Origin of the sequence: Myxococcus sp. AM009 (genome assembly GCF_013372605.1) — a bacterium.
Classification (GTDB): Bacteria; Myxococcota; Myxococcia; order Myxococcales; family Myxococcaceae; genus Myxococcus; species Myxococcus vastator.
In genome coordinates this window covers 48,969-73,069 of sequence record NZ_JABXEP010000021.1, presented here as the reverse complement: position 1 = coordinate 73,069, position 24,101 = coordinate 48,969, and the positions used below count along the sequence as shown (strand labels likewise).

Below are 24,101 nucleotides of genomic sequence, written 5' to 3'. Positions count from 1 at the left end.
GGGTTTGCGGACGGGGTGGACGGCTCCATCCCCCAGGGCGACCTGATGCGCCGGGGCCTGGTGACGGGGGTGTGGCGACTGCTGGGCTGACAGGCCCCTGCATTGGCTATACTCCCGGGCTCGCGCACGGGGTATGGACAGGGCATGGGCAAGAAAGTGTCGGTGCTGGTGGTCGATGACTCCCTCATCTGCCGACAGCTCATCTGCGAGGCGCTGAGCAAGGACCCCGATATCGAAGTCGTGGGCACCTGCGCGGACGGCAAGCAGGCCGTGGAGATGACCAAGGAGCTGCGTCCCCACGTCATCACCATGGACGTGGACATGCCCGTCATGGACGGGCTCACGGCCACCGAGCACATCATGGCCGAGTGCCCCACGCCCATCCTGGTGCTCACGGCCGACCCGCGCTCCCAGGCGCCGGAGTTGACGTACCGCGCGCTGGATCTGGGCGCGCTCGCCCTCCAAATCAAGCCCGCCATCGACGCCGGGCCGGACGCGTGGAACCTGGTCCGCGAAATCCGGCTGCTGTCCTCGGTGCGCGTCATCCGCCACCTGCGTCGGCCTCAGCGCGGGCCGCTGCCGCCGCCTCGGGTGGCCACGTCGGTGCTGCCCGCGGTGTCCATGGGCGTGGTGGTGGTGGCGGCGAGCACGGGCGGGCCCCAGGTGCTCTTCAAGATGCTGTCGGAGCTGCCGGCGGACTTCCCGGCGCCCATCGTCATCGTCCAGCACATCAACGCCGCCTTCGCGGAGTCCCTGGCGGGGTGGCTGGCCGGGGCCAGCAAGCTGAAGGTGCGGCTGGCGCAGGACGGAGAGCCGCTGATGCCGGGGCACGTCCTCATCGCTCCGCCGGGGCAGCACACCGTCATCCCCTTCCGGGGGCGGGTCGGGCTCAAGCCAGGCGTGGAGCGGGACGGGCACATGCCGTCCGGCACGGTGTTGCTGGAGAGCGCCGCCCGCACCTATGGCCGGCGCGCGGTGGGCCTGGTGCTGACGGGCATGGGCGGGGACGGCGCGGAAGGCCTGCTGGCCATCAAGCAGGCGGGTGGACTGGCGGTGGCGCAGAACGAGGAGTCCTGCGTGGTGTTCGGCATGCCGGGCACGGCGGTGGAGCGCAAGGCGGTGGACCACCTCATCCACGGTGACGATGTCGCGGCGACGTTGGTGCGGCTGGCGCGGGGAGAGTCCCTCGCGGTGGGGCGCTGAGCCCGGGTGGCTGACGGCGCGCCATGGGCCGGAGTGCGCGCCTTCCTGTCGGCGCGGACGGGGATGGCCCTGAGTGGCCCCCAGGTCCGTCGGCTGGATGAGCGGCTGGCGGCGCGCAGCCAGGGCCTCACGCCGCACCAGTACCTGATGTTCCTCCAGTCCCCGTCGGGCGTGACGGACCTGGAGGACCTCATCGCCACGGTGGTGGTGAACAAGACGGACCTCTTCCGCGACGAGGTGCAGCTCGCCGCGTTCCGAGCGCAGGTCCTCACCCCCCTGGTGACGCGGAATCGGCGGCCCCTGCGCGTCTGGAGCGCGGGCTGCGCCACGGGCGAGGAGGTGGCCACGCTGCTCGTCCTGCTCGCGGAGGCAGGGGCCGACCCGGACAGCACGGTGCTGGGGACGGACATCGCCGGGGATACCCTGCGCCGCGCGCGGTGGCTGGCCTACAGCCGGGAGCAGCTCCGCCGCGTCCCACCCGAGCTGCGCTCAAGGTACTTCGTCCGCTCCGGCGCGAGAGACGCCCTGGCGCCCGCGTTGAGGGAGCGCGCGAGCTTCCAGTGTCACAACCTGATGGAGTCGCCGTATCCGGTGGCGCCAGGGGGGGGCGGCTTCGACGTCATCTTCTGCCGCAACGTCCTCATCTACTTCACCGAGGAGGCCTTCCAGCGCACCGTGGAGGCGCTCGCGCGGAGCCTGGCGCCCGGAGGCGTGTTGGTGCTGTCCGCGTCCGAGCCGCTGCTCCGGGTTCCGCCAACGCTGCGGGTGCAGCGCGGCGAGCAGGCCTTCTTCTACGTCCGGCCGGAGGAAGGGGCCTCCGAGGCACCGGCTGCCCAGCACACCTGGAGCGGCGCTGCGGCTCCTCCGAAGAAGCGTGGCACGCCCGTGCCCCCTGCGCGTGCCCACCAGGGGCTTGCTGTCCCGGCGCTCATGGACGCGGGGGGGGCCCGGGGGCCCGTGGCCGCCACGCCCGAGCCCGGCCCGGAGGCCCGCGCGGAGGCGGACCTCCTCTTCGCCTGCGTGCTGGATGGCGCCGCCTCGGGGGTCTCAGACGCCGTGGCGGAGCGCGACCTGCGTCGCTGCCTGACGTTGGATCCGGACCACGCGGCCGCCCGGTACCTGCTCGGGCTGCTCCTGGAGCAGTGCCGCCGCACCGCCGAGGCGGCCTCCGAGTACCGCCGGGCCTTCCAGGCCCTGGAGTCGGGCCGTTCACGCCCCGTGGCCTTCTTCCTCAACCCCGACCGCCTCCGGGTGGCCTGCGCGCACGCTGCCGAGCGGCTGGAGTTTTCCGTCCGGACGAGGTGACCGGCCAGCCAGGCAGGCCCGGCGGGAGCCCTGACCAGGCGAGAGAAGTCCGGACGGGCAGGGCGTTTGCGCCTAGGATGGCGCCCGATGCGAAGCTTGGCGCTGATATCCCTGCTGGCCCTCCCTGGTTGCTTCTATCCCGCTGACCGCGGCCGCGCCCTCGAGGCGAAGGTCGACCGGCTCGGCACCGACTCCGCCCAGATTCAGACGGAGCTGAAGGAGACGCGCGAGCAGCTCGCCGCCACGCTCCCGAAAATCGACGAGAAGGTCGCGGAGGTCACCAAGGCCCTCAAGGGGCTGGACACCGCGGCGCGCCGCAAGGACGCGGACATCGGCGTGCAGTTCCAGAAGACGGTCGAGGACCTCGCCCAGCTTCGAGGCCAGGTGGAGACGTACCTCCACAAAATCACCGAGCTGGAGACGGCGCTGGCCGCGCAGGACCAGAAGCTGCTCGCCATGCAGGGCGAGGCGGCGCTGAAGGAGGCCGAGGCGAAGAAGAAGGCCGAGGAGCTCAAGCGCCCCACGGACAAGAAGGCGTTTTTGGCGCTCGCCAAGGAGAAGGCCAAGGCCGGCGACGTGCTGCTGGCGCGCCAGCTCTACAACGAGTTCATGAAGAAGTGGTCCAAGGACCCGCTGGTGGGTGACGCCCACTTCGGCCTCGGTGAGACGTACTTCTCCGAGTCCAAGTGCCGCGAGGCCCTCTTCGAGTACGGCAAGGTGCTGCAGGACTTCCCGAAGGCGGAGTCCGCGCCGGAGTCGTACCTGCGCTCGTCGGACTGCTTCGCGCAGCTGAAGATGAAGGAGGAGTCGCGGCTGGCGCTGGAGGAGCTCATCAAGAGCTACCCGAAGTCCGCCGAGGCGAAGACGGCCAAGGCGCGCATCGCCGACATGGACAAGAAGGCGGCGCCCGCCAAGAAGGCCAGGAAGTGAGCCCGCGTCCGGTGAAGCTGGCCGCGCTGGCGCTGCTGCTCCTGCTGCCCCTGGTGGCGGGCGCGGCGCCCAGGCAGCTCGTCCTCCTCTTCACCGGAGACAATGGGGGCGAAGTCGCCCCCTGTGGTTGACGGCACAACCCCTCTGGCGGTCTGGCCAGACGAAAAGTCGCGATTGAGCAGGAGCGCGAGCAGGGCGCGCCGGTGCTCGTGCTGGACGCTGGCAATGCGCTCTTCAAGAGCCGGGACAGCGCGCAGGCGCCGGACGCCCGAGCGCGCGCGGAGCTCGTGCTGTCGCAGATGGACGCGCAGGGCACCGCGGCCATGGCCGTGGGCGCGAGGGACCTCGGGCTCGGCGTGGGCTTCCTCCGGAAGCAGACGCGGCGGGCGAAGCTGAAGGTCCTGTCGGCGAACCTCGTGGACGCCCAGGGCAAGCTGCTGTTCCCCGCCTCGCTGGTGACGACGGTGGGCGGCGTGAAGGTGGGCGTGGTGGGCGTCTCTCCCGCCATGGCCAGACCCACGCCGGTGGGGCTCGCCGTTCCGGGACAGGCCCAGGAACAGGTGCGGGGCCTGCCGGCGCGGCCCGCCGTGGCCGCCGAGGTGAAGCGCCTGCGTGAGAAGTCGAAGGTGGCGCTGGTGGTGGTGCTCGCGGCGGTGCCCCACGCGGAGGCGCTCCAGCTGGCCGACCAGGTGGAGGGTGTGGACTTCGTGGTGCAATCCCACGAAGGCCGGGGGCAGGGCATCGCCCAGCGGCAGGCCCAGGCCACGGTGATTCCCTCCGGGGCCCGGGGCCGCGAGCTGGCGAAGCTGGTGCTCCAGTTGGAGGGGACGGGCCGCTTCGCGGACGCCTCCGTGCAGGAGCGTACCCGGCAGCAGCTCCGCCTGCTCGAAGGCAACCTCACCCGGGCGAAGGCGCGGCTGGCGGGCACCCAGGCCCCGGCGGAGCAGCGGCCCCTGGAGGAGACGATTGCCCGCCTGGAGGCCACGCGAGCCGCCTACCAGAAAGCGCTGTCCGGCGGCGCAACGGACGCCGGGCGCACGCATCTATTGTCGTACATCCAGCTCGGCAGTGACGTCCCGGCGGATCCGGCCGTCCAGAAATGGGTGGAACGCGTCGAGCCTCCTGGCTCGGCGGCCCATTGAGCCGTGCTGGCCTTGTGAACCGGCCCAAGCGCCATTATAAGCGCCGGCCATCCCTCAGCGCCGGACCTCCCACCCGCGGGCGGGTGGGGGCAAGGCATACTGGAGAGCGCCATGAAGTCCGACATCCATCCCGTCTACCCCCCGGCTCGCGTGAACTGCGCGTGCGGTCACAGCGTGGAGACGAAGTCCACCCGCGGCTCGTTCTCGGTGGAAATCTGCTCGAACTGCCACCCCTTCTTCACGGGCAAGTACAAGCTCGTGGACACGGCCGGCCGCATCGACCGCTTCCGCAAGAAGTACGGCGCGTCGCCGACCTCCGCCAAGAAGGCGTAGGCCGCGGGGGCCTCTCATGGGCCCCGCCACAGTCCAGGCAGTCCCCGTCGAGCAGGGTGTCGGAGGGCCTCCAAGAGAGGCGCTCCCGCCCTGCTCGCGGCGCTTCTACGGCCTGAACCACCCGTCAAGTTTCAGGGTGCTACAGGCCAGAAATTAGACGTAGCACCGAAGCGACCGCACAGTCCGCCGCGTCCACGACGAAGAGTCCGACGGAGGCGAGATGTCCGCGCACGCTGCAGCAGCCCCTTCCCTGAAAGTCGTCCGCCGTTCGCTCAACGAGAGCGTCTACGCGAAAGGGGAGGCCTATACGCTGCTGCACGGCGACAGCCTGGCGCTGATGTCGCAGTTCGAGCCCCAGACGTTCGACATGATCTTCGCCGACCCGCCGTACTTCCTCTCCAACGGCGGCACCACGTGCAAGGGCGGCAAGCGCGTCTCGGTGGCCAAGGGCGGCTGGGACGTGTCGCGCGGCGTGGAGGAGGACCACCAGTTCACCACCGAGTGGCTCGCGGCCTGCCAGCGCCTGCTCAAGCCCACCGGCACGCTGTGGGTGAGCGGCACCCAGCACGTCATCTTCAACGTCGGCTTCGCGATGCAGAAGCTCGGCTACAAGCTGCTCAACACCGTCACCTGGTTCAAGCCCAACGCGAGCCCCAACCTGGCGTGCCGCTACTTCACGCACTCCACGGAGCTGCTCATCTGGGCCTCGCCGAAGTCCGGCGGCAAGCTGCAGCACACGTTCAACTACGCGCGCATGAAGGCGGAGAACGGCGGCAAGCAGATGCGCGACGCCTGGGCGCTGCCGCCCTCCGGTGACGCGGAGCTGACGGCGGACGGCGAGGGCCGGCTGTGGACGCTCGCCGTCCCGCGCGGCGGCGAGGAGAAGGCCTTCGGCAGCCACCCCACGCAGAAGCCGGTGGCGCTGCTGGAGCGCATCCTGGAGGCGAGCTGCCCCCCGGACGCGCTGGTGCTGGACCCCTTCAACGGCAGCGGCACCTCGGGCGTGGCGGCCCTCAAGCTGGGCCACCGCTACGTGGGCATCGACATGGACGAGAACTACCTCGCCCTGTCGGAGAAGCGCCTGAGCGCGGCGGCGTCGAAGTAGTCCCGCCCCGCGCGCCGTCCTCAGGCGCGCGACAGGATGAGCTCCACGCCCTGGCGGGCGATGGGGTGGTAGCGCTCCCCGTGCTTCTTGAAGAGCGCGCGCGCCAGTGCCCGGTGCGCGTGCGACGCGGAGAGCACCCCGTACAGCGGCTTGAGGTACTTCATCCGGCCCACCTCCCCGAGGAACGTCTCGGTGCGGGCCACGGCCGGCTCCCAGCCCGCGCGCAGCGCCGACACCAGCCACGCCACCAGCACCTCCGAGTTGCGGCTCTGGGTGAGGCTGAAGCGCGAATCGAGCTGCTGGAAGACGTCCCGCGGCGTCTGCTGGGGCAGTGACTCCAGGTAGAGCTGCCACTCGGCCGGCGTCCAGTCCTTCGCCTGCTCCAGCGTGGGCACCTTGCCGCGCAGCGCGTCCATGGCCTCCAGCCTCAGCGAGCGCGGTGACGGCGCCCCCGGGGGGACGCCGGGCCGGTGCAGGTACGCCTCGGCGTCCACCTTCGTCAGCACCCCGGGCAGCTCCTTCTCCGCGAAGGCGACGAACTCCTCGGTGGTGAGCGCGCGGAAGCGGTAGGTGGCCAGGTAGCGGCGGAGGAACTCGTCGAAGGCGGGCCGCCCGGCCGCGTCCTCCATGGCGCGCAGCAGCAGGTAGCCCTTCTCGTAGGGAATCTGGGAGAAGGCCTCGTCCGGGTCCACGCCGGCCAGGTGCGTGCGCAGCGACGTGAGCTGCGGGTGCGCGCGGAAGTGCTGCAGCGCGGAGTCCAGCGCGCGGCGGCCCAGCGCGCCGTGCAGCGCCGACACTTCCGGACCGGCCAGGGCCTCCAGGATGCGGCGCTCGGCGAAGACGGTGAAGCCCTCGTTGAGCCAGAAGTGCTCCGCGGAGGCGTTCGTCACCAGGTTGCCCGTCCACGAGTGCGCCAGCTCGTGCGCCACCACGTTGACCAGGCTCTTGTCCCCGGTGATGAGCGTGGGCGTGAGGAACGTCAGGCGCGGGTTCTCCATGCCGCCGTAGGGGAACGAGGGCGGCATGGTGAGCAGATCGAAGCGCTCCCAGTCATAGGGCCCGAAGAGCGACTCGGCGGCGCGCAGCATGTCGTCCACGCCGGAGAACTCCTCCGCCGCGTCCTCCAGCAGCTCCGGCTCCGCCCACACCCGCGAGCGCGGTCCCAGCTCCTTCGGCGCCAGGCTGCCCACCGCGAAGGCGAGCAGGTAGGGCGGCACCGGCTGGGGCATCTCATAGTGCTCCTCCGCCTCCACGCCGTGCTCCTCGCGCCGCAGGAAGCTGGCGGCCATGACGGCCTTGAGCGCCTTGGGAATCCGCAGTGACGCCGTGTAGCGGATGCGGATGCGCGGCGTGTCCTGGAGCGGCACTACGCTTCGGGCGTGGATGGCCTGGCACTGGCTGTAGAGGAATGGGTGCTGCCCTCCGGCCGTCTGGGGGGGCGTCAGCCACTGGAGCGCGCTGGCGTGCGGCGCCGTGCGGTAGCGCACCGTGAACTGCCGCAGCCCCGGCGGCAGCTCGATGCGCAGCCGGCTGCCGAGAATCGGCTCGGAAGGGGAGAGGATGTAGGGTAAGGGGCGACCCGCGGCGTCGACGACGTCACGGATTTCCAGATCCCGGGTATCCAGGTCCAGCGGCCCGGCCGAGGCTTCCTTGAGGGTGTGGGTGACCTCCGCGTGGAGCCGCTGCGTCTTGAAATCGACGCGGGCCCTCCAGTCCAGGGTTTCCGTCTCAGGCTGCGTGCTGTCGTTGTACGAGTGCGGGTCGAGGCGCGCCATGGAGGGTCGGTTTCTAGTCGGCTTGTCCTCTGGTGGCGAGCGCCCTGGCCGTCCGATCCGATTGACTTTCGGGTCAATCGCCTACATTTGTGCAGTCCCCTCCTTCCCAACAGGGAGCCTTTCCCACATGACGACGCGGATCCGAAAAGTGGCTGTGCTGGGCGCCGGAGTAATGGGCAGCGGCATCGCCGCGCACCTGGCCAACTCGGGCGTGCGTGCGCTCCTCCTGGACATCGTTCCGCCCAAGGCCGCGCCGGGCGAGGACACCTCCTCGAAGGCGTTTCGCAACAAGTTTGCCCAGGGCGCGCTGGCCAACCTGCGCAAGCAGAAGCCCAGCCCCATCGTCTCCGCGGAGGTGTTCACCAACATCGAGGTGGGCAACTTCGACGACGACCTGCCCCGCATCGCCGAGTGCGACTGGGTGGTGGAGGTGGTGAAGGAGGACCTGAAGATCAAGCAGGACCTGTTCGCCAAGGTGGAGAAGCTCGCCCGCCCGGGCACCATCATCTCGTCCAACACCTCCGGCATGTCGATTGTGGGCATGACCGAGGGCCGCGGCGCGGACTTCAAGAAGAACTTCCTCGTCACGCACTTCTTCAACCCGGTCCGCTACATGAAGCTGCTGGAGTTGGTGGCCGGCAAGGACACGGACCCGGAGGTGCTCAAGACGCTGCACCGCTTCGGCGAAGAGGTGCTGGGCAAGGGCATCGTCTACGGCAAGGACACGACCAACTTCATCGCGAACCGCATTGGCGTGTACGGGATGATGCGGACCATCGCCGCCATGGACAAGGCGGAGCTGTCCATCGAAGAGGTGGACAAGATCTTCGGCCCGGCCATGGGCCGCCCCAAGTCCGCCGTCTTCCGCACCGCGGACATCGTGGGCCTGGACACGTTCACCCACGTGGCGAAGAACTGCTACGACACGCTGACGCACGACGAAGAGCGTGACGTGTTCGCCAGCCCGGCGTTCCTCCAGAAGATGGTGGAGAAGAACATGCTGGGCGACAAGAGCGGCGGCGGCTTCTACAAGAAGCAGGGCAAGGAGATCCTCGCGCTCGACCTGAAGTCGCTGGAGTACCGGCCGCAGGCGAAGGTGCGCTACGAGTCGCTGGGCGCCGCGCGGGACATCGAGGACGTGCGCGAGCGCGTGGCCTCGGTGATGAACGCCGAGGACAAGGCGGCGAAGTTCGCCGAGGGCGTCACCCTGGACGTGCTGGCCTACACCAGCCGCCGCATCCCGGAGATCGCCGACGACGTGGTCAACGTGGACCGCGGCGTGCGCTGGGGCTTCGGGTGGGATTTGGGGCCCTTCGAGGTCTGGGACGCCTACGGCGTGAAGAAGGGCGTGGAGCGGATGAAGGCCCTGGGCCTGAAGCCGGCCGCGTGGGTGGAGGAGATGCTGGCCGCGGGCCGCGCGTCCTTCTACGGCGTGGAGAAGGGCAAGGACACGTACTGGGACATCCCGTCCAAGTCCGTGAAGGTGGTGCCGGAGAACGCCCGCACGCAGCGCGTGGAGTACCTCAAGCGCGGCAACAAGAAGATCGCCGGCAACGACGGGGCCACGCTGTGGGACATGGGCGACGGCGCGACGCTGCTCGAGTTCCACACGAAGATGAACTCCATCGATGACCAGATCATCGAGATGATGAACACCGCGCTGGACGAGACGGAGAAGAACCACAAGGGGCTCGTCATCGGGAACGACGGCTCCAACTTCTCCGCGGGCGCGAACATCGTGGCGCTGCTGTGGGCGGCCAAGAGCGGCGAGTTCGAGTCCATCCGCAAGCTGGTGACGGGCTTCCAGGCCGTCAATCAGCGCATGCGCTACAGCCCGGTGCCGGTGGTGACGGCGCCCTTCAACCTCACGCTCGGCGGCGGCGCCGAGGTGACGATGGGCGGCAACGCCATCCAGGCCAGCGCCGAGCTGTACATGGGCCTGGTGGAGGTGGGCGTGGGCCTCATCCCGGGCGGCGGCGGCAACATGCAGCTCTTGCGCAACGTGTACGGCCCCTTCGGCACGGACAAGGACTTCGACTTCTTCCCCTTCCTGAAGAAGATCTTCCTCACCATCGGCATGGCGAAGGTCGCCACCAGCGCCGAGGAGGCCCGTGAGAGCGGCTTCCTGACGCAGGCGGACGGCATCAGCGCCAACCGTGACTTCCTGCTGTCCGACGCGAAGGCCCGCGTGCTGGGCATGGCGGACGCTGGCTTCAAGGCGCCCCGTCCCTCGCGCTTCCGCCTGCCGGGCACCAGCGGCGCGGCCACCATCGACATGATGCTCTACGACATGGAGCTCAACGGCCAGGTGAGCGCGCACGACCGGAAGATCGCCAAGAAGCTGGCGACCGTGCTCACGGGTGGCAACACCAGCTCGTCGCTGCTGGTGACCGAAGAGCGCTTGCTGGAGCTGGAGGCGGAGGCCTTCCTGAGCCTGTGCGGCGAGGAGAAGACCCAGGACCGCCTGCAGCACATGATCGAGAAGGGCAAGCCGCTGCGGAACTGACGGCCGGCCAGTATCCATAGGCTACTGAACCTGAGATTCGCTGAATGCCCGGGTGCTCCCCGGGCAAGGAGACATCAAAATGGCTGGTCGAGTCGTGATTGCCAGCGCGGTCCGCACGCCCTTCACCCGCGCCCACAAGGGAGAGTTCAAGGACACCCGGCCGGATACCCTGGCCGCCATCGCCATCAAGGAAGCCGTTGCCCAGGTCCCCGGCCTGAAGCCGGAGGACATCGGTGACGTCGTCCTGGGCTGTGCCATGCCGGAGGCCGAGCAGGGCATGAACGTGGCCCGCGTGGCCACGCTGCTGGCGGGCCTGCCCGTCACGGTGCCCGCGATGACCATCAACCGGTTCTGTTCCTCCGGTTCGCAGGCCATCGCCCAGGTGGCCCAGGCCATCCAGGCGGGGATGTACGACGTGGGCATCGGTGGTGGCACCGAGTCCATGACGATGGTCCCCATGGGCGGCAACAAGGCGAGCGCCAACCCCGAGGTCATGGAGCGCCTGCCGGAGATCTACACCTCCATGGGCGCCACCGCGGAGAACATCGCGTCGCGCTACGGCGTGTCGCGGGAGGACTCGGACAAGTTCGCCGCGGAGAGCCAGCGCCGCGCCGCCACCGCGCGCGAGCAGGGCAAGTTCAACGAGGAGATCGTCCCCGTCACCACGACGTACTACGACGACGACGGCGCGGCGAAGGAGGTCACCGTCACCGTGGACACCATCCTCCGCCCTGAGACGACGCAGGAGGGCCTGGCCAAGCTGCGCCCGGCCTTCAACCCCAAGGGCGTGGTGACGGCCGGCAACGCGTCGCCGCTGACGGACGGCGCCGCCGCCGCGGTGGTGATGAGCGAGGCCAAGGCGAAGGAGCTGGGCGTCAAGCCGCTGGGCTACTTCGTGGACGCCGCGGTGGCGGGCGTGCCCCCGGAAGTCATGGGCATTGGCCCGGTTCCCGCGGTCCGCAAGCTGCTGGAGAAGAACAAGCTCAAGGTCGAGGACATCGACGTCTTCGAGCTGAACGAGGCCTTCGGGGCGCAGGCGCTGTACTGCGTGCGCGAGCTGGGCATCCCCGCCGACAAGGTGAACCCCAACGGCGGCGCCATCGCCCTGGGGCACCCGCTGGGCGTCTCCGGCGCGCGCATGGTGGCCACCATCCTGCGCGAGCTGAAGCGCCGCAACGGCCGCTACGGCGTCGTCTCCATGTGCATCGGCGGCGGCATGGGCTTCGCCGCCCTCATCGAGGCGCCCAAGTAGTCACCGCTTCGGCGTGAGCCTTGGATTCAAGCGCGGGCCTCGGGGGAAACCCCGGGGCCCGCGTCGTTGCTGGCTCAGCGCGCCGCCGCGGCTTCGTCCGGGTCGTCCACCGGCACGCCGGCCAGGCGCAGCACGCGCAGGGCGTTGGTGGTGTCCACCACGCCCTGGCGCAGCTTGTAGTCGAACAGCATCTTCCCGGCCTCCAGGTGGTCCCGGAAGTGGACGTTGACGACGTGCGCTCCCGGCTCATCCGCGAGCACCGCCAGGGACAGGTCATGCGTCGTCACCGCGCCAATGGCGCCGGTGCCCAGCAGCAGGCGCAGCACCTCGCGCGAGGCAATCTGCCGCTCGCGGGTGTTCGTCCCCAGGAGGATTTCGTCCAGGAGGAACAGCACCTGCCCGTGCGCGGCCCGCGCCGCGTCCAGCACCGCCTTGATGCGCTGCACCTCCGCGTAGAAGTAGGAGACGCCGCGCTCCAGCGAGTCCTTCACCCGCATGCTGGTGAGCGTCTGGAGCGGTGACAGGCGGAAGTGCTTCGCGCTCACCGGCGCGCCGGCCAACGCCAGCACCACGTTGGCGCCCACCGCGCGCATCAGCGTCGTCTTGCCGCTCATGTTGGAGCCGGTGATGAGCAGCGCGTGCCGGGGGCCGGGCAGGGACACGTCGTTGGGCACCGGCGCGTCCAGCAGCGGGTGGCCCAGCGCCGTGGCCTCCACGCAGGGGCCACTGGCCGCCATGACGGGCCAGGTGAAGTCCGGCCTGTCGTGAGCGAGCCCCGCGACGCAGGACAGGGCCTCCAGCTCAGCCAGGGCCTCGAACCACTGGCGCAGCTGCTTGCCGTGGGCCTCGCGCCAGCGCTCCAGCGCGAAGTGCGCGTGGATGTCCCAGAGCGTGAGCCAGTGAATCAGCGGGTGGAACTGGTGGCGCTTGAACTCGATGAAGGAGAACAGCCGGCTGAAGCGCTTGAAGTGCTCGGACACGGGCGGCTGGCCGGGCTGCTGGAGGCCGGACTGGAGCGTCTTCAAGCGCGGGTGCTCGAAGCGCTGGGCCTCCACGCGCTCGAAGATGGGGGCGTAGCGCACGAAGCCGCGCTCACCCACCTCCACGCCTTCGTCCATGACCTTCAGCGGGCGGCGGGTGATGACGGCCACGCCCAGCTGCGCGGCCAGCCCCACCCAGAAGGCCGACTCCGGCAGCACCTCGAGCTTGCCCAGGACGTAGACGGCCAGCGTCACCAGGGGCAGCACCACCGCCACCGGCCGGGCCCAGCGGATGGCGTTCAGCTGCGGCCCCAGCTCCGCCCACTGGATGAACAGCGCCGGGTCCGCCTTCTCGCGCGAGGCGTCCCGCGCGTCCACGCAGAGGTCCTGGCGGAAGTCCAGGTTGGGCGCCAGCTCGCGCGCGGCGCCCTGCCTGGCTTCGACCTCCTGTGCGGACGCGGGGGCGGAGAGCCACGCCGCCAGCCGCTCCTCTCCGGAGCGCGTGGCCGTCTCGTTGAGGAGCTGGAAGAGGCTGCCCTGGCCGAAGACGTCCAGGTCCGGGGTGTACAGGTGGCTGGGGGACAGGAAGCGCTCCCCGCGCTCGGTGAAGTCGTGCCAGCCGGGCCCCAGCCGCGCCAGCCCGCGCTCATTGAGCGTCACGTACAGCTTCGCTCGGGCCTCGCGGCGGAAGACCTGGTGGTGGAGGATGGCGAGCACGCCGTAGAGCACCAGCGCGGCGGCGCTGGCCCACCACCACACCTTGGGCAGACGCCCCGCCAGCACGAAGCCCGCGACGCCGGCCGCGGCCAGGAAGGCGAGTGTTCGTAGATTGGCGTAGCGGGCGCTCACGCGGTCCAGGGCGGTCAGCTCCGCCTGCGCGGCGGCGCGGCGCTCGGTGTACGTACGATGCGGGGATGGGGGCTCGGCGGTGGCGGACACGATGGGCACGCATGCTGCGGTCGCGCGGCGTCCAGGGCAAGCGGCAGGTGCAATCGCGTGACGACGGGTCGACGAAGGCCCCGTTTCCAGGCCCGATTCATGTCAGACCCGGCGCGTAGATTTGCCCTTGTCGGCGGTCACGAGGGGGGCACCGGAATGAGCACGTCAGTCATTGATAACCGCGTCGAAATCGTCTTCAGCTTTGACACCACCGGCAGCATGTATCCGTGCCTGGCGCAGGTGCGGAAGAAGCTGCGGGGCACGGTGTCCCGGTTGATGAAGGAGATTCCGGGCATCCGCATCGGCATCATCGCCCACGGGGACTACTGCGACGCGGGCTCCACGTATGTCACCAAGCTGCTGGACCTGACGGACGACGAGAGCGCCGTCGTCCGCTTCGTGGACCGCGTTGAGCAGACGGGCGGGGGCGACGCGCCCGAATGCTACGAGTTCGTGCTGCGTCAGGCGCAAAGCCTGTCCTGGACGGTGGGCTACACGCGGGCGTTGGTCTTGATTGGCGACGACGTGCCCCACGGGCCTTCGCACAATCCCCACCAGCTGGATTGGCGCGAGGAGGTGGCCGCGCTGGGTCGGATGGGCGTGCCGGTGTATGGCGTGCAAGCCCTGGCGCGCCGCCACGCGACGGCCTTCTACAAGGAGCTGGCGGAGCAGTCGGGCGGCTTTCACCTGCGCCTGGACCAGTTCGCCCACGTCACCGACCTGCTGCTGGCCGTCTGCTACAAGCAGTCCTCGGACGCGCAGCTCCAGTCGTTTGAGCAGGAAGTGGTGCGCGAGGGCCGCATGAGCCGCGGCCTCGACGTGATGTTCAGCACCATGCTTCAGCGCACGGCGCCGCCCCTCCATGGCGAGGCGGACCTTCGCGCGGTGCCCCCGGGCCGCTTCCAGGTGCTGGATGTGGACCGGACCCAACCCATCAAGGACTTCGTTCAGGAGAACGGCCTGGGCTTCAAGACGGGGCGGGGCTTCTACGAGTTCACCAAGACGGAGACCATCCAGGGCCGCAAGGAAGTGGTGCTCATGGACCGCAAGACGGGTGACCTCTACAGCGGGGAGCGGGCCCGGGAGATGCTCGGACTGCCGCCCGGGGAGACGGTCCGCATCCGGCCCGCAAGCCTGGAGCAGTACGTCGTCTTCGTGCAGAGCACGTCGGCCAACCGGAAGCTGATGGGCGGCTCGAAGTTCCTCTACGAGGTCGAGGACTGGGAGGGGGCCCGGTCCGCCGCGGCGTAGCGCCCCTGGTGCGTCAGTGGCTGCCGCCCCTCCCTGAGTCCGCTTCGGTGGGCTGCCTGAAGTACAGGGTCCGTGGCGCGTCCGCGCCCGTGAGGACGTCCCGGGTCAGCTCCATGCGGAAGGCGCGCGGCGGACCCTTGGAGGCCGGTGGCTCGGGGGTGACGGTGAAGGCCGTGCTTCGCTCGGGCGCGCCCTCGGGGCGGATGTGGAGGTGGTCTCCGCTGGCGGTGTACTGGAAGACGTGGAGGTGGCTGGCGGTGTCCAGGTGCTCCAGGTGTCCACCTTCGTAGAAGTAGACGCGCTCCGTGGCGGGGTGGCGTTCGGGGGACGTCAGCCACTCGGCCACGCTCTGGCCTGTCCGCGCCGGGTCGAAGAGGCGGCGCTCGGCGGGGGAGGTCGCTTGCGTGAGGTTCTCTGCCGCGCCCTGCTGTTGTTCGAGCGCCGTGGCGAGCTCCTGAAGGACCGCTGAATCCCGTTCGGTGGCTTGATGGGCGCGCAGGGCTTGAAGGGCCTTTGTGCTGGAGTCGCGGCCCAGGGTTCGCACGGCCATCCGCCGGACCTCGGGGGCTGCGTCCTCAAGCGCGAGCAGAAGGGCGCGGTGGCCCACTGGCTGGCTGCTGTTCGCCAGGGCGAGGGCGATGGCCATCCGCACCTCGGCGTCGGGCTCGTCGCGCAGTCGCGCCATCAGCACAGGGGCTGCGTCCTGGGGCGCGGCATCCGAGGCCCAGGCGGAGACGGCGGCGTGCCTGACCCGAGGAGCCGCGTCCGTCAGCTCCTTGCGAAGGGCCTGCCAGGCCTCGGGCCCACCGAGCCTGCCCAACGCGGTGACGAGGTCCGCCCGTTCATCCTCGTCTCGCGTCCGGGCCAGTTGCTCCAGCAGGGAGTGTGTCGCTTGAGTGCAGCCGAGCTCCCCGGTGGCGCGGATGGCGCGTCTACGGAGTGACGACTCGGGCGCCTCCAGGAGCCGGGCAACGGGTTCGCACGCGCTGGCGTCACCACGCAGGACGAGCGCCTGGAGCACTTGTTCCCGGACCTGGGCTGTGGACGCCGCGGAGAGCAGCGGCACGAAGACGCTGGCAGGCACCTGCGGACGGCGGGACAGCGCGCGGAGGGCTTCGAGTCGCACGACGTCGGCGGCGTCCGTGAGGGCCTGCACGAGGAGTCCATTCATCGCCTCGCCTTCCCGCGCGAGCAGCGCCACGGCGGCGGCTCTCGTGGTGGCCTCCGAGGAGGCCAGGCCCAGGCGGGCCAGGGCCCCGGCTTCGGGGAGCCGCAGGCGTTGCGCGGTGGCGAGCGCGTTTCGCTTCTCCACCTCCGGCGCACGGTCGAAGCGCTCGCGAAAGAGGGCGCTCGCGGCCGTCGGGTCCATCCTCGCGAGCGAGTCCATGACCGCGAGCTGCACGGAGGGCTCGGCAGCGTTCAGGGCTTCCTGGAGGCCTCGCCAGTCCGCACCATCCCGCGAACGGGCCAGCGCCCGTGCCGCCATGGCCCGAACCGGTGCCGCTTCATCATGCAGCGCGAGCCGGGCCAGCGCATGGGCTTCGGGCGTGGCCAGCGCCTGAAGCGCGCGCAAGGCCGTGGTCTTCTCGGCAGGCGTGCCTGAGCGCAGCGCGTCCCTGGCGGTGAGCGGGAAGTCCACTCGCGCGCACAGCGCATCGAGGTCTTCCTGCGCGCTCCCGGAGGGCTTTCCAGCCGCCCACCGCAGCAGCTCCGATGTCGACAGAGGTGCGCTCACGACATCGCCGTCACACGCGAGGCGCGGTGGGCGCCGGTGGCATCCCGAGTCCCGTTCATATGGCGCGTGAGAATGGCTGCTCCTTGTCGCCGCGCGCTCCGAAATCCGGCGGCGCATTCCGTGGAAGCATCAGGAGGCCGACGTTAGCGTGCGTCCGTGCGCGTCTGGGTGACATTGCTGCTGGTGTGCGCGGGCTGTGGCGCCTTCGAGTTCCACCCCTATGAGCTCCGGGGGACCCACCGGGACTTGCATGCGCGCTCATTGGAGCGGCTGCTCGGAGCGGAGCCGAAGCAGGCCTTTCGCTTCGCGGTGGTGGGCGACATGCAGTTGTTCCTGGATGACTCCGCGGCGGCGATGCGGGACCTGGAGCAGCGCGGCGTCGACTTCGTGGTGCAGATGGGCGACCTGACGGAGTTCGGCAGCACGCAGGAGTACGAGTGGGGCGTCGAGCTGCTGTCCCGCTTGAAGGTCCCGTTCTTCGTGGTCATGGGCAACCATGACGCGCTGGGCATGGGGCAGAAGCTCTACCGGCGCACCTTCGGACCGGAGTCCTTCTCCTTCACGTATTCGGGCACCCGCTTCGTCTTCTTCGACTCCAACTCCCGCGAGTACGACTTCCCGGGCGACATCCCGGACCTGCAGTGGCTGAAGACGGCGCTCGCGCCGGAGCCCGCGGTGCACAACACCTTCACCTTCTCCCACGTGCCTCCAGGGAACGGGGACTTTGACGATGCGCTCGTCGAGCCCCTGGTGAAGCTCCAGCAGAGGCAGGGCGTCGCCATCTCGTTCCACGGCCACGTCCACCAGTACCACGACGTCCAGGCGCACGGTGTCCGGTACGTCACCACCGATTCGATGAAGGGCCGGAGCTACCTCTGGGTGGACGTCGATGGCGCCTCGGTGCAGGTGCGGAGGGCCACCTTCTGATGGCCGCGCCCGAGAGTCTCCAAGCCGCGCTGCTGGCGGCGCTGCTGTTGGCGGCGCGGGAGGCTCGGGCGGAGCCGGCGCACAACGCGTCACCCTGGTACGTGCCCGACCATGCGGCGATGCAGCTCGCGGGCTCCATCGGCTTTCTCTCCGTGGGGCCGGGCTGGAGCTTTCGCGACGACACCGTGGAGACCGCGCTGCTGGTGGGCTGGGCGCCGCCCGCGTTGGCGGGGGAGGACTTCTTCACCTTCACGCTGAAGGGACAGTGGCGGCCCTTCCGGCTCGACGCGGCGGGGTGGTCCGTCCGCCCGCTCATGGTGGGCGCGATGCTCAGCTACACGGTGGGCGACGACTACTTCGCGGGCCTGCCCAGCCGTTACGACCGGGGCTACTACTGGTTCCGCACCGCCCTCCGCCCCGCGCTGCTGCTGGGGGCCAGCGCGGGGCGCCCGGTGGAGGCGCTGAACCTGCGGCTCGTGGAGGGGTACTTCGAGCTCGTCGCCACCGACTACCGGCTGGTGCAGTTCGTCCGCAATCCCGCCACGGTGAATATCGAACTCTTCACGCTCGCTCTGGGCGTGAAGCTCCGGTTCTGAAGCGGCGCGTGCGAGCGCCGCCCCAGGGCCTGCGACGAGGTGTCGTCAGGGCATGTCCGTGGCCGTGGCGGCATCGGGGAGCGTCGTCTCCGACGTCCCTCTCAGCCGGCGAAGGATGCGCGGGGCTTCGGCCGCGAGGCGCTCCTTGCCATCGGCCAGGGGCCGGTCGCGCAGGTCGGTGATGACGGTGCCGGGCCGCCCCGCGCCGAAGTGGACCTTCAGCTCCTGGCTGATGAGCGCGTAGCGCGCCTCCCAGCCCACGGTGGTGAGGAGGTAGCGCCGCGGGTCCGGTCTCGTCATGGGGGTGCCGTCACCCAGCATCGCCGGGCTGTGCGTGTCTCCCAGCAGGTCGAAGAGCGTGGACACCACGTCGATGTGTCCGGTGACGGCGTCGACCTGGCCCACGGGAAGCTGCTCGTCGAACACGAGCATGGGCACGTGGAGCTGGGAGGCCGTCACGTCGCTGGCGTGGCCCACGCGGCCGTGCTCGCGGAACTCCTCGCCATGGTCGCCGGTGAAGAGAATCAGCGGACGCGTGCCGCGCAGGCTTTCGATGCGCGTCAGCAGCGCTTCGACCTTGGTGTCCACCTCGTAGGCCGCGTTCCACGCGCGGGCCTTGAGATGCTCGGGGGGCACGCGCGCCGTGGAGAGCCCGCCCTTGCCATTCCACGCGGGGGAGAAGACCGCGGAGCGCGGCGGGTAGTCGTAGTCGAAGTGCGTGCCGGCGAAGAACACGAACAGGAACAATGGCGTGTCATGGGGCGTGGCCTCCACGGCCGCCAGCGCGTCGCGGACCATGGCCTCGTCCCGCACGTGGCTGCGGCCCTTGTAGTCCGTGCGCAGGCCTCCCTTCACGTCGCGGAAGACGGTGTCCTTGAGGCCCATCCAGTCAACGGAGGACGCGGCGAAGAAGGACTGCTGGTAGCCGTTCTGGGCCAGCGCGGGGAAGAGGAGGGGCGTGCGGCCCGCGCCCACCACGGCGTTGCGGCGCTGGGCCTCCAGCCCGAAGAACATGCTGAACAGCGAGTAGTCCGTGGAGCTGGCCGCGCTGTGGTGATGCAGGAAGCGCGTGCCGCTTTGCGCCCTGCGCCACATGTTCGGCATGACGTCGGCGGTGAAGAAGTCGTCACGCAGGCTCTCCACCAGGACGACGACGATGTCGGGACGGCGGGTGAAGTGCACCGACGCCGGGTCGATGCTCGCCGCGGGCACGCCCGCCTCGGGGCTCACACCCAGGCGCAGGCCGGACGCGGGCGCCTTGCCGGTGACGCGCGTGAGGAACGTGTTCATCCGCACCGGTGCCTGGAGGGGCAGGGTGGTGGTGGCGTGCTGAACGGCGCCGCCATGGGCGAAGACGAGGGACGCGCTGACCAGCCGCTCCGCGGTGCAAAGGGCCGCCATCAGCACCACCGTGCGCGCCACCCGGCGAGGACCAAAGCCCCGGCGCAGGAACCAGATGCCCGCCGCCGTGTCCAGCGTGAGGGTGGCCACCATCGCCGCGGCCAACAGCGCCATCTCCGAAGAAGACAGCCCCGTCTCCGCCAGGGCGTGCGGCTGGAGCGCCACCGCCAGCACCAGGCCGTTGATGTGGAAGCCCAGCGAGTTGAGCACCAGCGCGTCCAGCCCGAGCAGCACGCCGCCCACCGCCGTCAGCAACGGGAGCGCGAAGCGGTAGCGGTGCCCGAGCAGGAACGCCAGGGGCAGGGTTCCAACGAAGGCGACCAGCCCCAGGAACAGCGCCTGGGCGAAGCTCCCCGCGAGCAGGAGGGGGCGCAGCCCCGGCGCCAGCCGCTCCACGGCCACCCGCAGCGCGCCGCCGAAGTACATCAAGGCGACGAGCCCGTGGAGCACGCACCAGGTCAGCGCGGTGCTCAGGTAGGGCCGCGCTGCTTCGAATCGCTGAAGAGAGCTGGCGACCGCGGTGGCCGCCGCGTCAGACATCCGTGACATTGGGCGGTGCAGATATTCCGGATGACAGAACTTCGCAAGCCTCAATGAAGTTCGGCGGCGCGTCCCGCTGAAGACGGCGTGCGAGGATGCGGCGCATGCCTCCGCGCAAGCTCGTCCGGCACCTGGTCTGGTTGGAGTCCTTCGCCGCCGCCGTGGAGTCGGGCAGCATCGAGGCCGCCGCCGAGCACCTGGGCGTGGCGCGCTCGGTGGTGAGCGAGCACGTCCGCGCGCTGGAGCTGGCGCTGGCGGATGGCGCACCGTTGTTGGAGCGCGGGCCCGGACGTCGCCTGCAGCTCACCGCTCGGGGCGAGCGGCTCTTCGCGGGCACCCAGACGCCGCTGCATCAACTGGACATGAAGCGGCTGCGCGACCTGGCCAGCGCCGAGCCCGTGGTGCGCCTGGGCCTCAACCCGACGCTGTCCTTGTCCCTGGTGGGCGACGTGGCGCGGGACGCCGCCGCCGCGGACCTCAAGCTGGTGCTCAGCTTCGGAGGGCCCCATGAGCTGACGCGCCAGGTGCAGACGCGGCAGCTCGACCTGGCGCTCGACTTCACGCCCCTGCCCACCCATGAAGGCGTGGAGTCGGAGTCGCTGCTGCGCATGCCCTTCGTGGTGCTCGCCGGGCCGGACAACGCGCTCACGCGGCAGGCCGCGGCCCGCAAGTCGCTGCGCGTGAAGGACCTGGAGGGGCAGCGCTTCGTGGACTGGCTGCGCGATGACCCCTACGGCGGCGCCAACAGCGCCCGCTTCGCCGCCCACGGCGTGGCGGTGGAGGAAGTGGGGCGCGCGGAGAGCTTCCTCCTCCTCTACGAGCTGCTGCGCGCGTTCCGCGCCTGCGCCATCACTCCGGACCTGCGCCCCATGCACCCGTTCCCGCCAGACCTCCACGCCTGGCCCCTCTTGGAAGAGGAGCCCCAGGCCGTGGAGGTGGTCGCCTTGTGGCCCTCCGGCGCGCTCAGCCCCGGCGCCCGTCTGGTGCTGGACGGACTTCGCCGCCCGTCAGGTTAGTTCGACGCTAAAACGACGAAGGTGTCGATTTATGTCGGATTTCCGTTCGGCCGAAGAAGGGATATCTTCAAAGACTAGAAGATTCTGCCTGGGGTGAACGATGACGACTTCCACGGAACGGACGATTGCTCGCCTGCCTGCGCATCTGCGTCGCTACGTGGTGAGCCAGGACTACGCGGCGTATACGTCGCGGGACCAGGCCGTCTGGCGGAACATCCTGGGCTCCCTGAGGGGCCACCTGGCGGACAAGGCGCACCCCGTCTACCTGGAGGGCTTGGAGGCCACGGGCATCGGCTCGGAGTGCATCCCCAGCCTGGACGAGATGAACGAGAAGCTCGCGGGCCTGGGGTGGGCCTGCGTGGGGGTGCGTGGCTTCATTCCGCCCGCCGTCTTCACGGAGCTCCAGGCGATGGGCGTCCTGGCGATTGCCGCGGACATCCGCACCCACGAGCACATCGAGTACACGCCGGCGCCGGACATCGTCCATGAGAGCGCCGGGCACGCGCCCATCATCGCCAACCGCCGCTACGCGGAGTACCTCAAGGCGTGCGGGCTGGTGGGGTTCAAGGCCATTGCCAGCGTGGAGGACCAGGCCGTCTTCGAGGCCATCCGGAACCTGTCGGTGGTGAAGGAGGACCCGGAGGCCAGCGAGGAGGAAGTGGCGCACGCGCAGGCCCGGCTGGAGGCGGCCAGCGCGAGCCGCCGCTACGTCAGCGAGAGCACCCGGGCCAGCCGCCTCTACTGGTGGACGGCGGAGTACGGCCTCATCGGGAGCGTGGCGTCGCCGCGCATCTACGGCGCGGGGCTGCTGTCCAGCATCGGCGAGGCGCAGCACTGCCTGACGCCGGCGGTGACGAAGCTGCCGCTGAGCGTGGCCTGCGCGGACATGGACTACGACATCACCCGCATGCAGCCGCAGCTCTTCGTGGCGCGGGACTTCGAGCACCTGTTCGAGGTGCTGGCGGAGTTCGAGTCCACGCTGTCGTGGAAGCGGGGCGGCGACTTCGGCCTGACGGAGGCGCTGCGCGCGAGGACCGTCAACCACCTGGTGCTGGCGGATGGCCGCGAGGTGACGGGCCGGGTGCTGGAGCTGCTGGCCGCGCCGCGCGCGGTGGCGCCGGGCCTGGGCACCGCGCTCGTCTGCATGGAGGGGCCCATCATGGCCTCTCGTGGCGGACGCTCCCTGGACGACAAGCCGTGGAGCGGGCCGGCGCTGGTGGCGTTCGGCGAGGGGAAGCTGCCGGAGCGCGGGCCCTTCAAGCTGTCGCTGGAGAGCGGGCTGGAGCTGGAGGGCTTCGCCACGGACGGCGGTCAGGTGCTCGCGCTGCGCGGCCGGCTGGCGGGGCGCGAGCTGGCGCTGCCCGCGGTGGCGAAGCTCTTCGTCAGCACGCACCTGCCCTCGGTGGCGGGTGGGCCTGCGGACCCGGAGACGTGGGATTGCTGGTACGGCGAGCTGAGCGCCTTCGCGGAAGGCGACGGTGAGGAGAAGGCCCGCACGCGCAAGTCCCTGGCGCTGCACCCGGCGCTGGCCGCGCTCTACCGCGAGGTCCGGAAGATGCGGGAGACGCACGCCGTGAGGCCGGAGCGGCTGAGCCAGATTGCCGCGGCCGCCACGGACTTCCCGGACGACTGGCTGCTGCGCGCCGAGGTGGAGGAGCTGCGCCGCCGCGTCTGAGTCAGCGCCCCCAGTCCTTCTCCTCCAGGCTCGCCCGGAGGACCCAGCGGAGGTGTTCGTCGAAGTCGAAGGTGCAGCCCGAGACATCGGGCGCTCCGTCCAGCAGCCACGTCGACAGGTCGAAGTCGTCGTGGCGCGCCGGGAAGATGAGCGGCCCGGTGTCACGGCGCATCCCCGTGTCGAAGTAGTAGTAGTCGCTCACGTTCGACCAGGCGATGTACTGGAAGGGGATGAGCCGGCCGCGGAGCTTCCGCTCGAGGAGCGCGGCCTCCAGCTCGTCCTCGTTGTCGCCGAAGGCGCCCTCCTCGACGTACGCCTTGGACCACTGGAGCGTCTCCAGCACCTCGGTGGGGCTCAACATCCGGGCGCGCTCCTGTCCCCGCCAATCCACCGCGGAGAACAGGCCGTGCCGGGAGATGAAGTCGAGGTAGGCCTGGGGAAGCAGCGCGCCCAGCGACGACTCCAGCATGTGGAGGTCCTGGGAGGGCACCGGCGTGAGCGACACGGATTTGAGCGGGAGCTCCCGCTCGTGCTTCAGGCGCTCCTGGAGCGCGAGGATGGAGTCAATGGCGCGGGACATTCGCGCGCCATCCTACGCACACCCGAAGGTGCACCGTTCCCCGGAAACACCACGGGCCCGGCCACGCGGACTACTTCTCCTTGCCGGCGATCTTCCGCAGGGCCTTCTGGTCCCTCACGCAGAGGATGCGGCCGACGTTGCCGAGCACGCCCTCGCGCTTCATCTCGTTGATGAGCGTGGACACGAAGGAGCGGGAGGCGCCCACGAGGTCCGCGAGGTCCTGCTGGGTGATGCCGCGCAGGTCCGTCTCGCCGCCATGCGGGCAGCGCTCGCCGTGCGCTTCCACCAGGGTGAGCAGGGTGTCCGCCAGGCGGGCCGGGACCTCCTTGAACGTCAGGCCCAGCACGCGCTTGCGCAGGGCGCGCACGCGCTCGGCGTAGGCGCGGACCACGTCCACCGCCAGGGCCGGGCGGGCCTCCAGCTGGGCGCGGAAGTCGCGGCCCTCGATGCTCCAGACCTCGGCCTCACCGGCGGCGATGGCCATCTCTTCAATCGGCGTGCCCTCGGGGCGGAACAGCTCGCCGAAGAGGTCACCCGGGCGGAGGATGGACACCACGGAGCGGGTGCTGTTCTTTCCGATGCGCATCAGGCGCACGCGGCCGGACTTCAGCAGGTAGACGCGGTCGGTGTTGTCACCGGGGCGGTAGATGGTCGAGTTGTGCGGGAAGGACTCGACCTTGAAGTACCCCTTGAAGTCGATGGCCTCCTGGCCGGGCACCAGCTTGTTGGCGGTGACCATCATCCCGGAGCTGGTCGTCTGCAGCGGCGCCACGACGTTGGAACCGATGGGGCCGAGGGGGCGGTTGAATCCGTGCATGGCATTACTCCTGGGAAGGAAGGGTGGGGAAGTCGGGCCGTCTGCTTCAGCGGCGAACGGGACTTCCCTTCTCCAAGGTTCGTGCCAGTGGGA

20 protein-coding genes are annotated in these 24,101 nt (G+C 70.1%); 14 read left to right on the top strand and 6 right to left on the bottom strand.

Going from position 1 to position 24,101, the window contains the following annotated elements; translation table 11 throughout:
* Nucleotides 1-144: 144 nt before the first annotated feature.
* From cheB to HV824_RS07920, 7 genes are all read left to right on the top strand, one after another.
* Entirely contained in the window at nt 145-1,203 is a 1,059-nt protein-coding gene (gene cheB / locus HV824_RS07945; RefSeq protein ID WP_176417938.1) for a chemotaxis-specific protein-glutamate methyltransferase CheB, read from the top strand.
* Nucleotides 1,204-1,209: 6 nt separating this feature from the next.
* Nucleotides 1,210-2,508, top strand: a complete 1,299-nt coding sequence (locus HV824_RS07940) for a CheR family methyltransferase (protein ID WP_176417937.1) — start codon at nt 1,210-1,212, stop codon at nt 2,506-2,508.
* 87 nt (nt 2,509-2,595) lie between these two features.
* The gene (locus HV824_RS07935) at nt 2,596-3,438 is read left to right on the top strand and encodes a tetratricopeptide repeat protein (RefSeq protein ID WP_176417936.1); all 843 of its coding nucleotides are present in this window, start codon (nt 2,596-2,598) and stop codon (nt 3,436-3,438) included.
* On the top strand, nt 3,435-3,569 hold the full coding sequence (locus HV824_RS37260) for a hypothetical protein (protein ID WP_255207846.1): 135 nt from the start codon (nt 3,435-3,437) through the stop codon (nt 3,567-3,569). Before HV824_RS07935 ends, HV824_RS37260 begins: the two co-directional genes overlap by 4 nt.
* Before the next feature lie 72 nt (nt 3,570-3,641).
* Nucleotides 3,642-4,580: a 5'-nucleotidase gene (locus tag HV824_RS07930; protein ID WP_176423003.1), complete on the top strand. Its 939-nt coding sequence runs from the start codon at nt 3,642-3,644 to the stop codon at nt 4,578-4,580.
* A 111-nt stretch (nt 4,581-4,691) separates the two neighbouring features.
* Complete coding sequence (gene rpmE / locus HV824_RS07925) at nt 4,692-4,913, top strand: 50S ribosomal protein L31 (protein WP_176417934.1); 222 nt, start codon at nt 4,692-4,694, stop codon at nt 4,911-4,913.
* Between the two features lie 220 nt (nt 4,914-5,133).
* A complete protein-coding gene (locus HV824_RS07920; protein WP_176417933.1) occupies nt 5,134-6,018 on the top strand; it encodes a site-specific DNA-methyltransferase in 885 nt (294 codons plus the stop codon).
* A gap of 20 nt (nt 6,019-6,038) precedes the next feature.
* Here HV824_RS07920 and HV824_RS07915 read toward each other — a convergent pair whose 3' ends face one another.
* Nucleotides 6,039-7,793 (bottom strand): M1 family metallopeptidase, encoded by a 1,755-nt coding sequence (locus HV824_RS07915; protein ID WP_176417932.1) that lies wholly within the window; start codon nt 7,791-7,793, stop codon nt 6,039-6,041.
* Between the two features lie 127 nt (nt 7,794-7,920).
* On the opposite strand from HV824_RS07915, the gene HV824_RS07910 reads away from it, so the two are divergent.
* Nucleotides 7,921-10,299 carry a 3-hydroxyacyl-CoA dehydrogenase/enoyl-CoA hydratase family protein gene (locus HV824_RS07910; RefSeq protein ID WP_176417931.1) on the top strand — a complete coding sequence of 793 codons (2,379 nt, stop codon included), beginning with the start codon at nt 7,921-7,923 and terminating at the stop codon, nt 10,297-10,299.
* 79 nt (nt 10,300-10,378) lie between these two features.
* Nucleotides 10,379-11,551, top strand: coding sequence for a thiolase family protein (locus HV824_RS07905; protein ID WP_176417930.1), 1,173 nt, complete (start codon nt 10,379-10,381; stop codon nt 11,549-11,551).
* 74 nt (nt 11,552-11,625) lie between these two features.
* Here the strand turns inward: HV824_RS07905 and HV824_RS07900 are convergent, their stop codons facing one another.
* Complete coding sequence (locus HV824_RS07900) at nt 11,626-13,470, bottom strand: DNA mismatch repair protein MutS (RefSeq protein ID WP_176417929.1); 1,845 nt, start codon at nt 13,468-13,470, stop codon at nt 11,626-11,628.
* 156 nt (nt 13,471-13,626) lie between these two features.
* On the opposite strand from HV824_RS07900, the gene HV824_RS07895 reads away from it, so the two are divergent.
* Nucleotides 13,627-14,721 (top strand): VWA domain-containing protein, encoded by a 1,095-nt coding sequence (locus tag HV824_RS07895; RefSeq protein WP_176423002.1) that lies wholly within the window; start codon nt 13,627-13,629, stop codon nt 14,719-14,721.
* A 13-nt stretch (nt 14,722-14,734) separates the two neighbouring features.
* Here the strand turns inward: HV824_RS07895 and HV824_RS07890 are convergent, their stop codons facing one another.
* Nucleotides 14,735-16,456, bottom strand: coding sequence for a HEAT repeat domain-containing protein (locus HV824_RS07890; RefSeq protein WP_176417927.1), 1,722 nt, complete (start codon nt 16,454-16,456; stop codon nt 14,735-14,737).
* Nucleotides 16,457-16,612: 156 nt separating this feature from the next.
* Here HV824_RS07890 and HV824_RS07885 point away from each other — a divergent pair, with 156 nt between their 5' ends.
* A complete protein-coding gene (locus HV824_RS07885) occupies nt 16,613-17,383 on the top strand; it encodes a metallophosphoesterase (protein ID WP_176417926.1) in 771 nt (256 codons plus the stop codon).
* Nucleotides 17,383-17,979, top strand: a complete 597-nt coding sequence (locus HV824_RS07880; protein ID WP_176417925.1) for a hypothetical protein — start codon at nt 17,383-17,385, stop codon at nt 17,977-17,979. Before HV824_RS07885 ends, HV824_RS07880 begins: the two co-directional genes overlap by 1 nt.
* 45 nt (nt 17,980-18,024) lie before the next feature.
* On the opposite strand, the gene HV824_RS07875 is transcribed toward HV824_RS07880, so the two are convergent.
* Nucleotides 18,025-19,920, bottom strand: a complete 1,896-nt coding sequence (locus HV824_RS07875; RefSeq protein ID WP_306465564.1) for a sulfatase-like hydrolase/transferase — start codon at nt 19,918-19,920, stop codon at nt 18,025-18,027.
* Between the two features lie 95 nt (nt 19,921-20,015).
* Between HV824_RS07875 and HV824_RS07870 the strand changes: the two genes are divergently transcribed.
* Both HV824_RS07870 and HV824_RS07865 read left to right on the top strand, forming a co-directional pair.
* A complete protein-coding gene (locus HV824_RS07870; protein WP_176417923.1) occupies nt 20,016-20,936 on the top strand; it encodes a LysR family transcriptional regulator in 921 nt (306 codons plus the stop codon).
* 100 nt (nt 20,937-21,036) lie between these two features.
* A complete protein-coding gene (locus HV824_RS07865) occupies nt 21,037-22,611 on the top strand; it encodes an aromatic amino acid hydroxylase (protein WP_176417922.1) in 1,575 nt (524 codons plus the stop codon).
* Between the two features lies 1 nt (nt 22,612).
* On the opposite strand, the gene HV824_RS07860 is transcribed toward HV824_RS07865, so the two are convergent.
* Nucleotides 22,613-23,191, bottom strand: a complete 579-nt coding sequence (locus tag HV824_RS07860) for an SMI1/KNR4 family protein (RefSeq protein WP_176417921.1) — start codon at nt 23,189-23,191, stop codon at nt 22,613-22,615.
* Between the two features lie 70 nt (nt 23,192-23,261).
* A complete protein-coding gene (mrpC, locus tag HV824_RS07855; protein ID WP_002634092.1) occupies nt 23,262-24,008 on the bottom strand; it encodes a Crp/Fnr family transcriptional regulator MrpC in 747 nt (248 codons plus the stop codon).
* Between the last annotated feature and the right edge of the window lie 93 nt (nt 24,009-24,101).

Excerpts from the sequence above, each read along its gene's own strand:
- HV824_RS07860 (WP_176417921.1), bottom strand. The coding sequence starts at position 23,191 with ATGTCCCGCGCCATTGACTCCATCCTCGCGCTCCAGGAGCGCCTGAAG.
- HV824_RS07910 (WP_176417931.1), top strand. The coding sequence starts at position 7,921 with ATGACGACGCGGATCCGAAAAGTGGCTGTGCTGGGCGCCGGAGTAATG.
- mrpC (WP_002634092.1), bottom strand. The coding sequence starts at position 24,008 with ATGCACGGATTCAACCGCCCCCTCGGCCCCATCGGTTCCAACGTCGTG.
- HV824_RS07870 (WP_176417923.1), top strand. The coding sequence starts at position 20,016 with ATGCGGCGCATGCCTCCGCGCAAGCTCGTCCGGCACCTGGTCTGGTTG.
- HV824_RS07915 (WP_176417932.1), bottom strand. The coding sequence starts at position 7,793 with ATGGCGCGCCTCGACCCGCACTCGTACAACGACAGCACGCAGCCTGAG.
- HV824_RS07920 (WP_176417933.1), top strand. The coding sequence starts at position 5,134 with ATGTCCGCGCACGCTGCAGCAGCCCCTTCCCTGAAAGTCGTCCGCCGT.
- HV824_RS07875 (WP_306465564.1), bottom strand. The coding sequence starts at position 19,920 with ATGTCTGACGCGGCGGCCACCGCGGTCGCCAGCTCTCTTCAGCGATTC.
- HV824_RS07865 (WP_176417922.1), top strand. The coding sequence starts at position 21,037 with ATGACGACTTCCACGGAACGGACGATTGCTCGCCTGCCTGCGCATCTG.
- HV824_RS07880 (WP_176417925.1), top strand. The coding sequence starts at position 17,383 with ATGGCCGCGCCCGAGAGTCTCCAAGCCGCGCTGCTGGCGGCGCTGCTG.
- HV824_RS07895 (WP_176423002.1), top strand. The coding sequence starts at position 13,627 with ATGAGCACGTCAGTCATTGATAACCGCGTCGAAATCGTCTTCAGCTTT.
- rpmE (WP_176417934.1), top strand. The coding sequence starts at position 4,692 with ATGAAGTCCGACATCCATCCCGTCTACCCCCCGGCTCGCGTGAACTGC.
- HV824_RS07905 (WP_176417930.1), top strand. The coding sequence starts at position 10,379 with ATGGCTGGTCGAGTCGTGATTGCCAGCGCGGTCCGCACGCCCTTCACC.
- cheB (WP_176417938.1), top strand. The coding sequence starts at position 145 with ATGGGCAAGAAAGTGTCGGTGCTGGTGGTCGATGACTCCCTCATCTGC.
- HV824_RS07935 (WP_176417936.1), top strand. The coding sequence starts at position 2,596 with ATGCGAAGCTTGGCGCTGATATCCCTGCTGGCCCTCCCTGGTTGCTTC.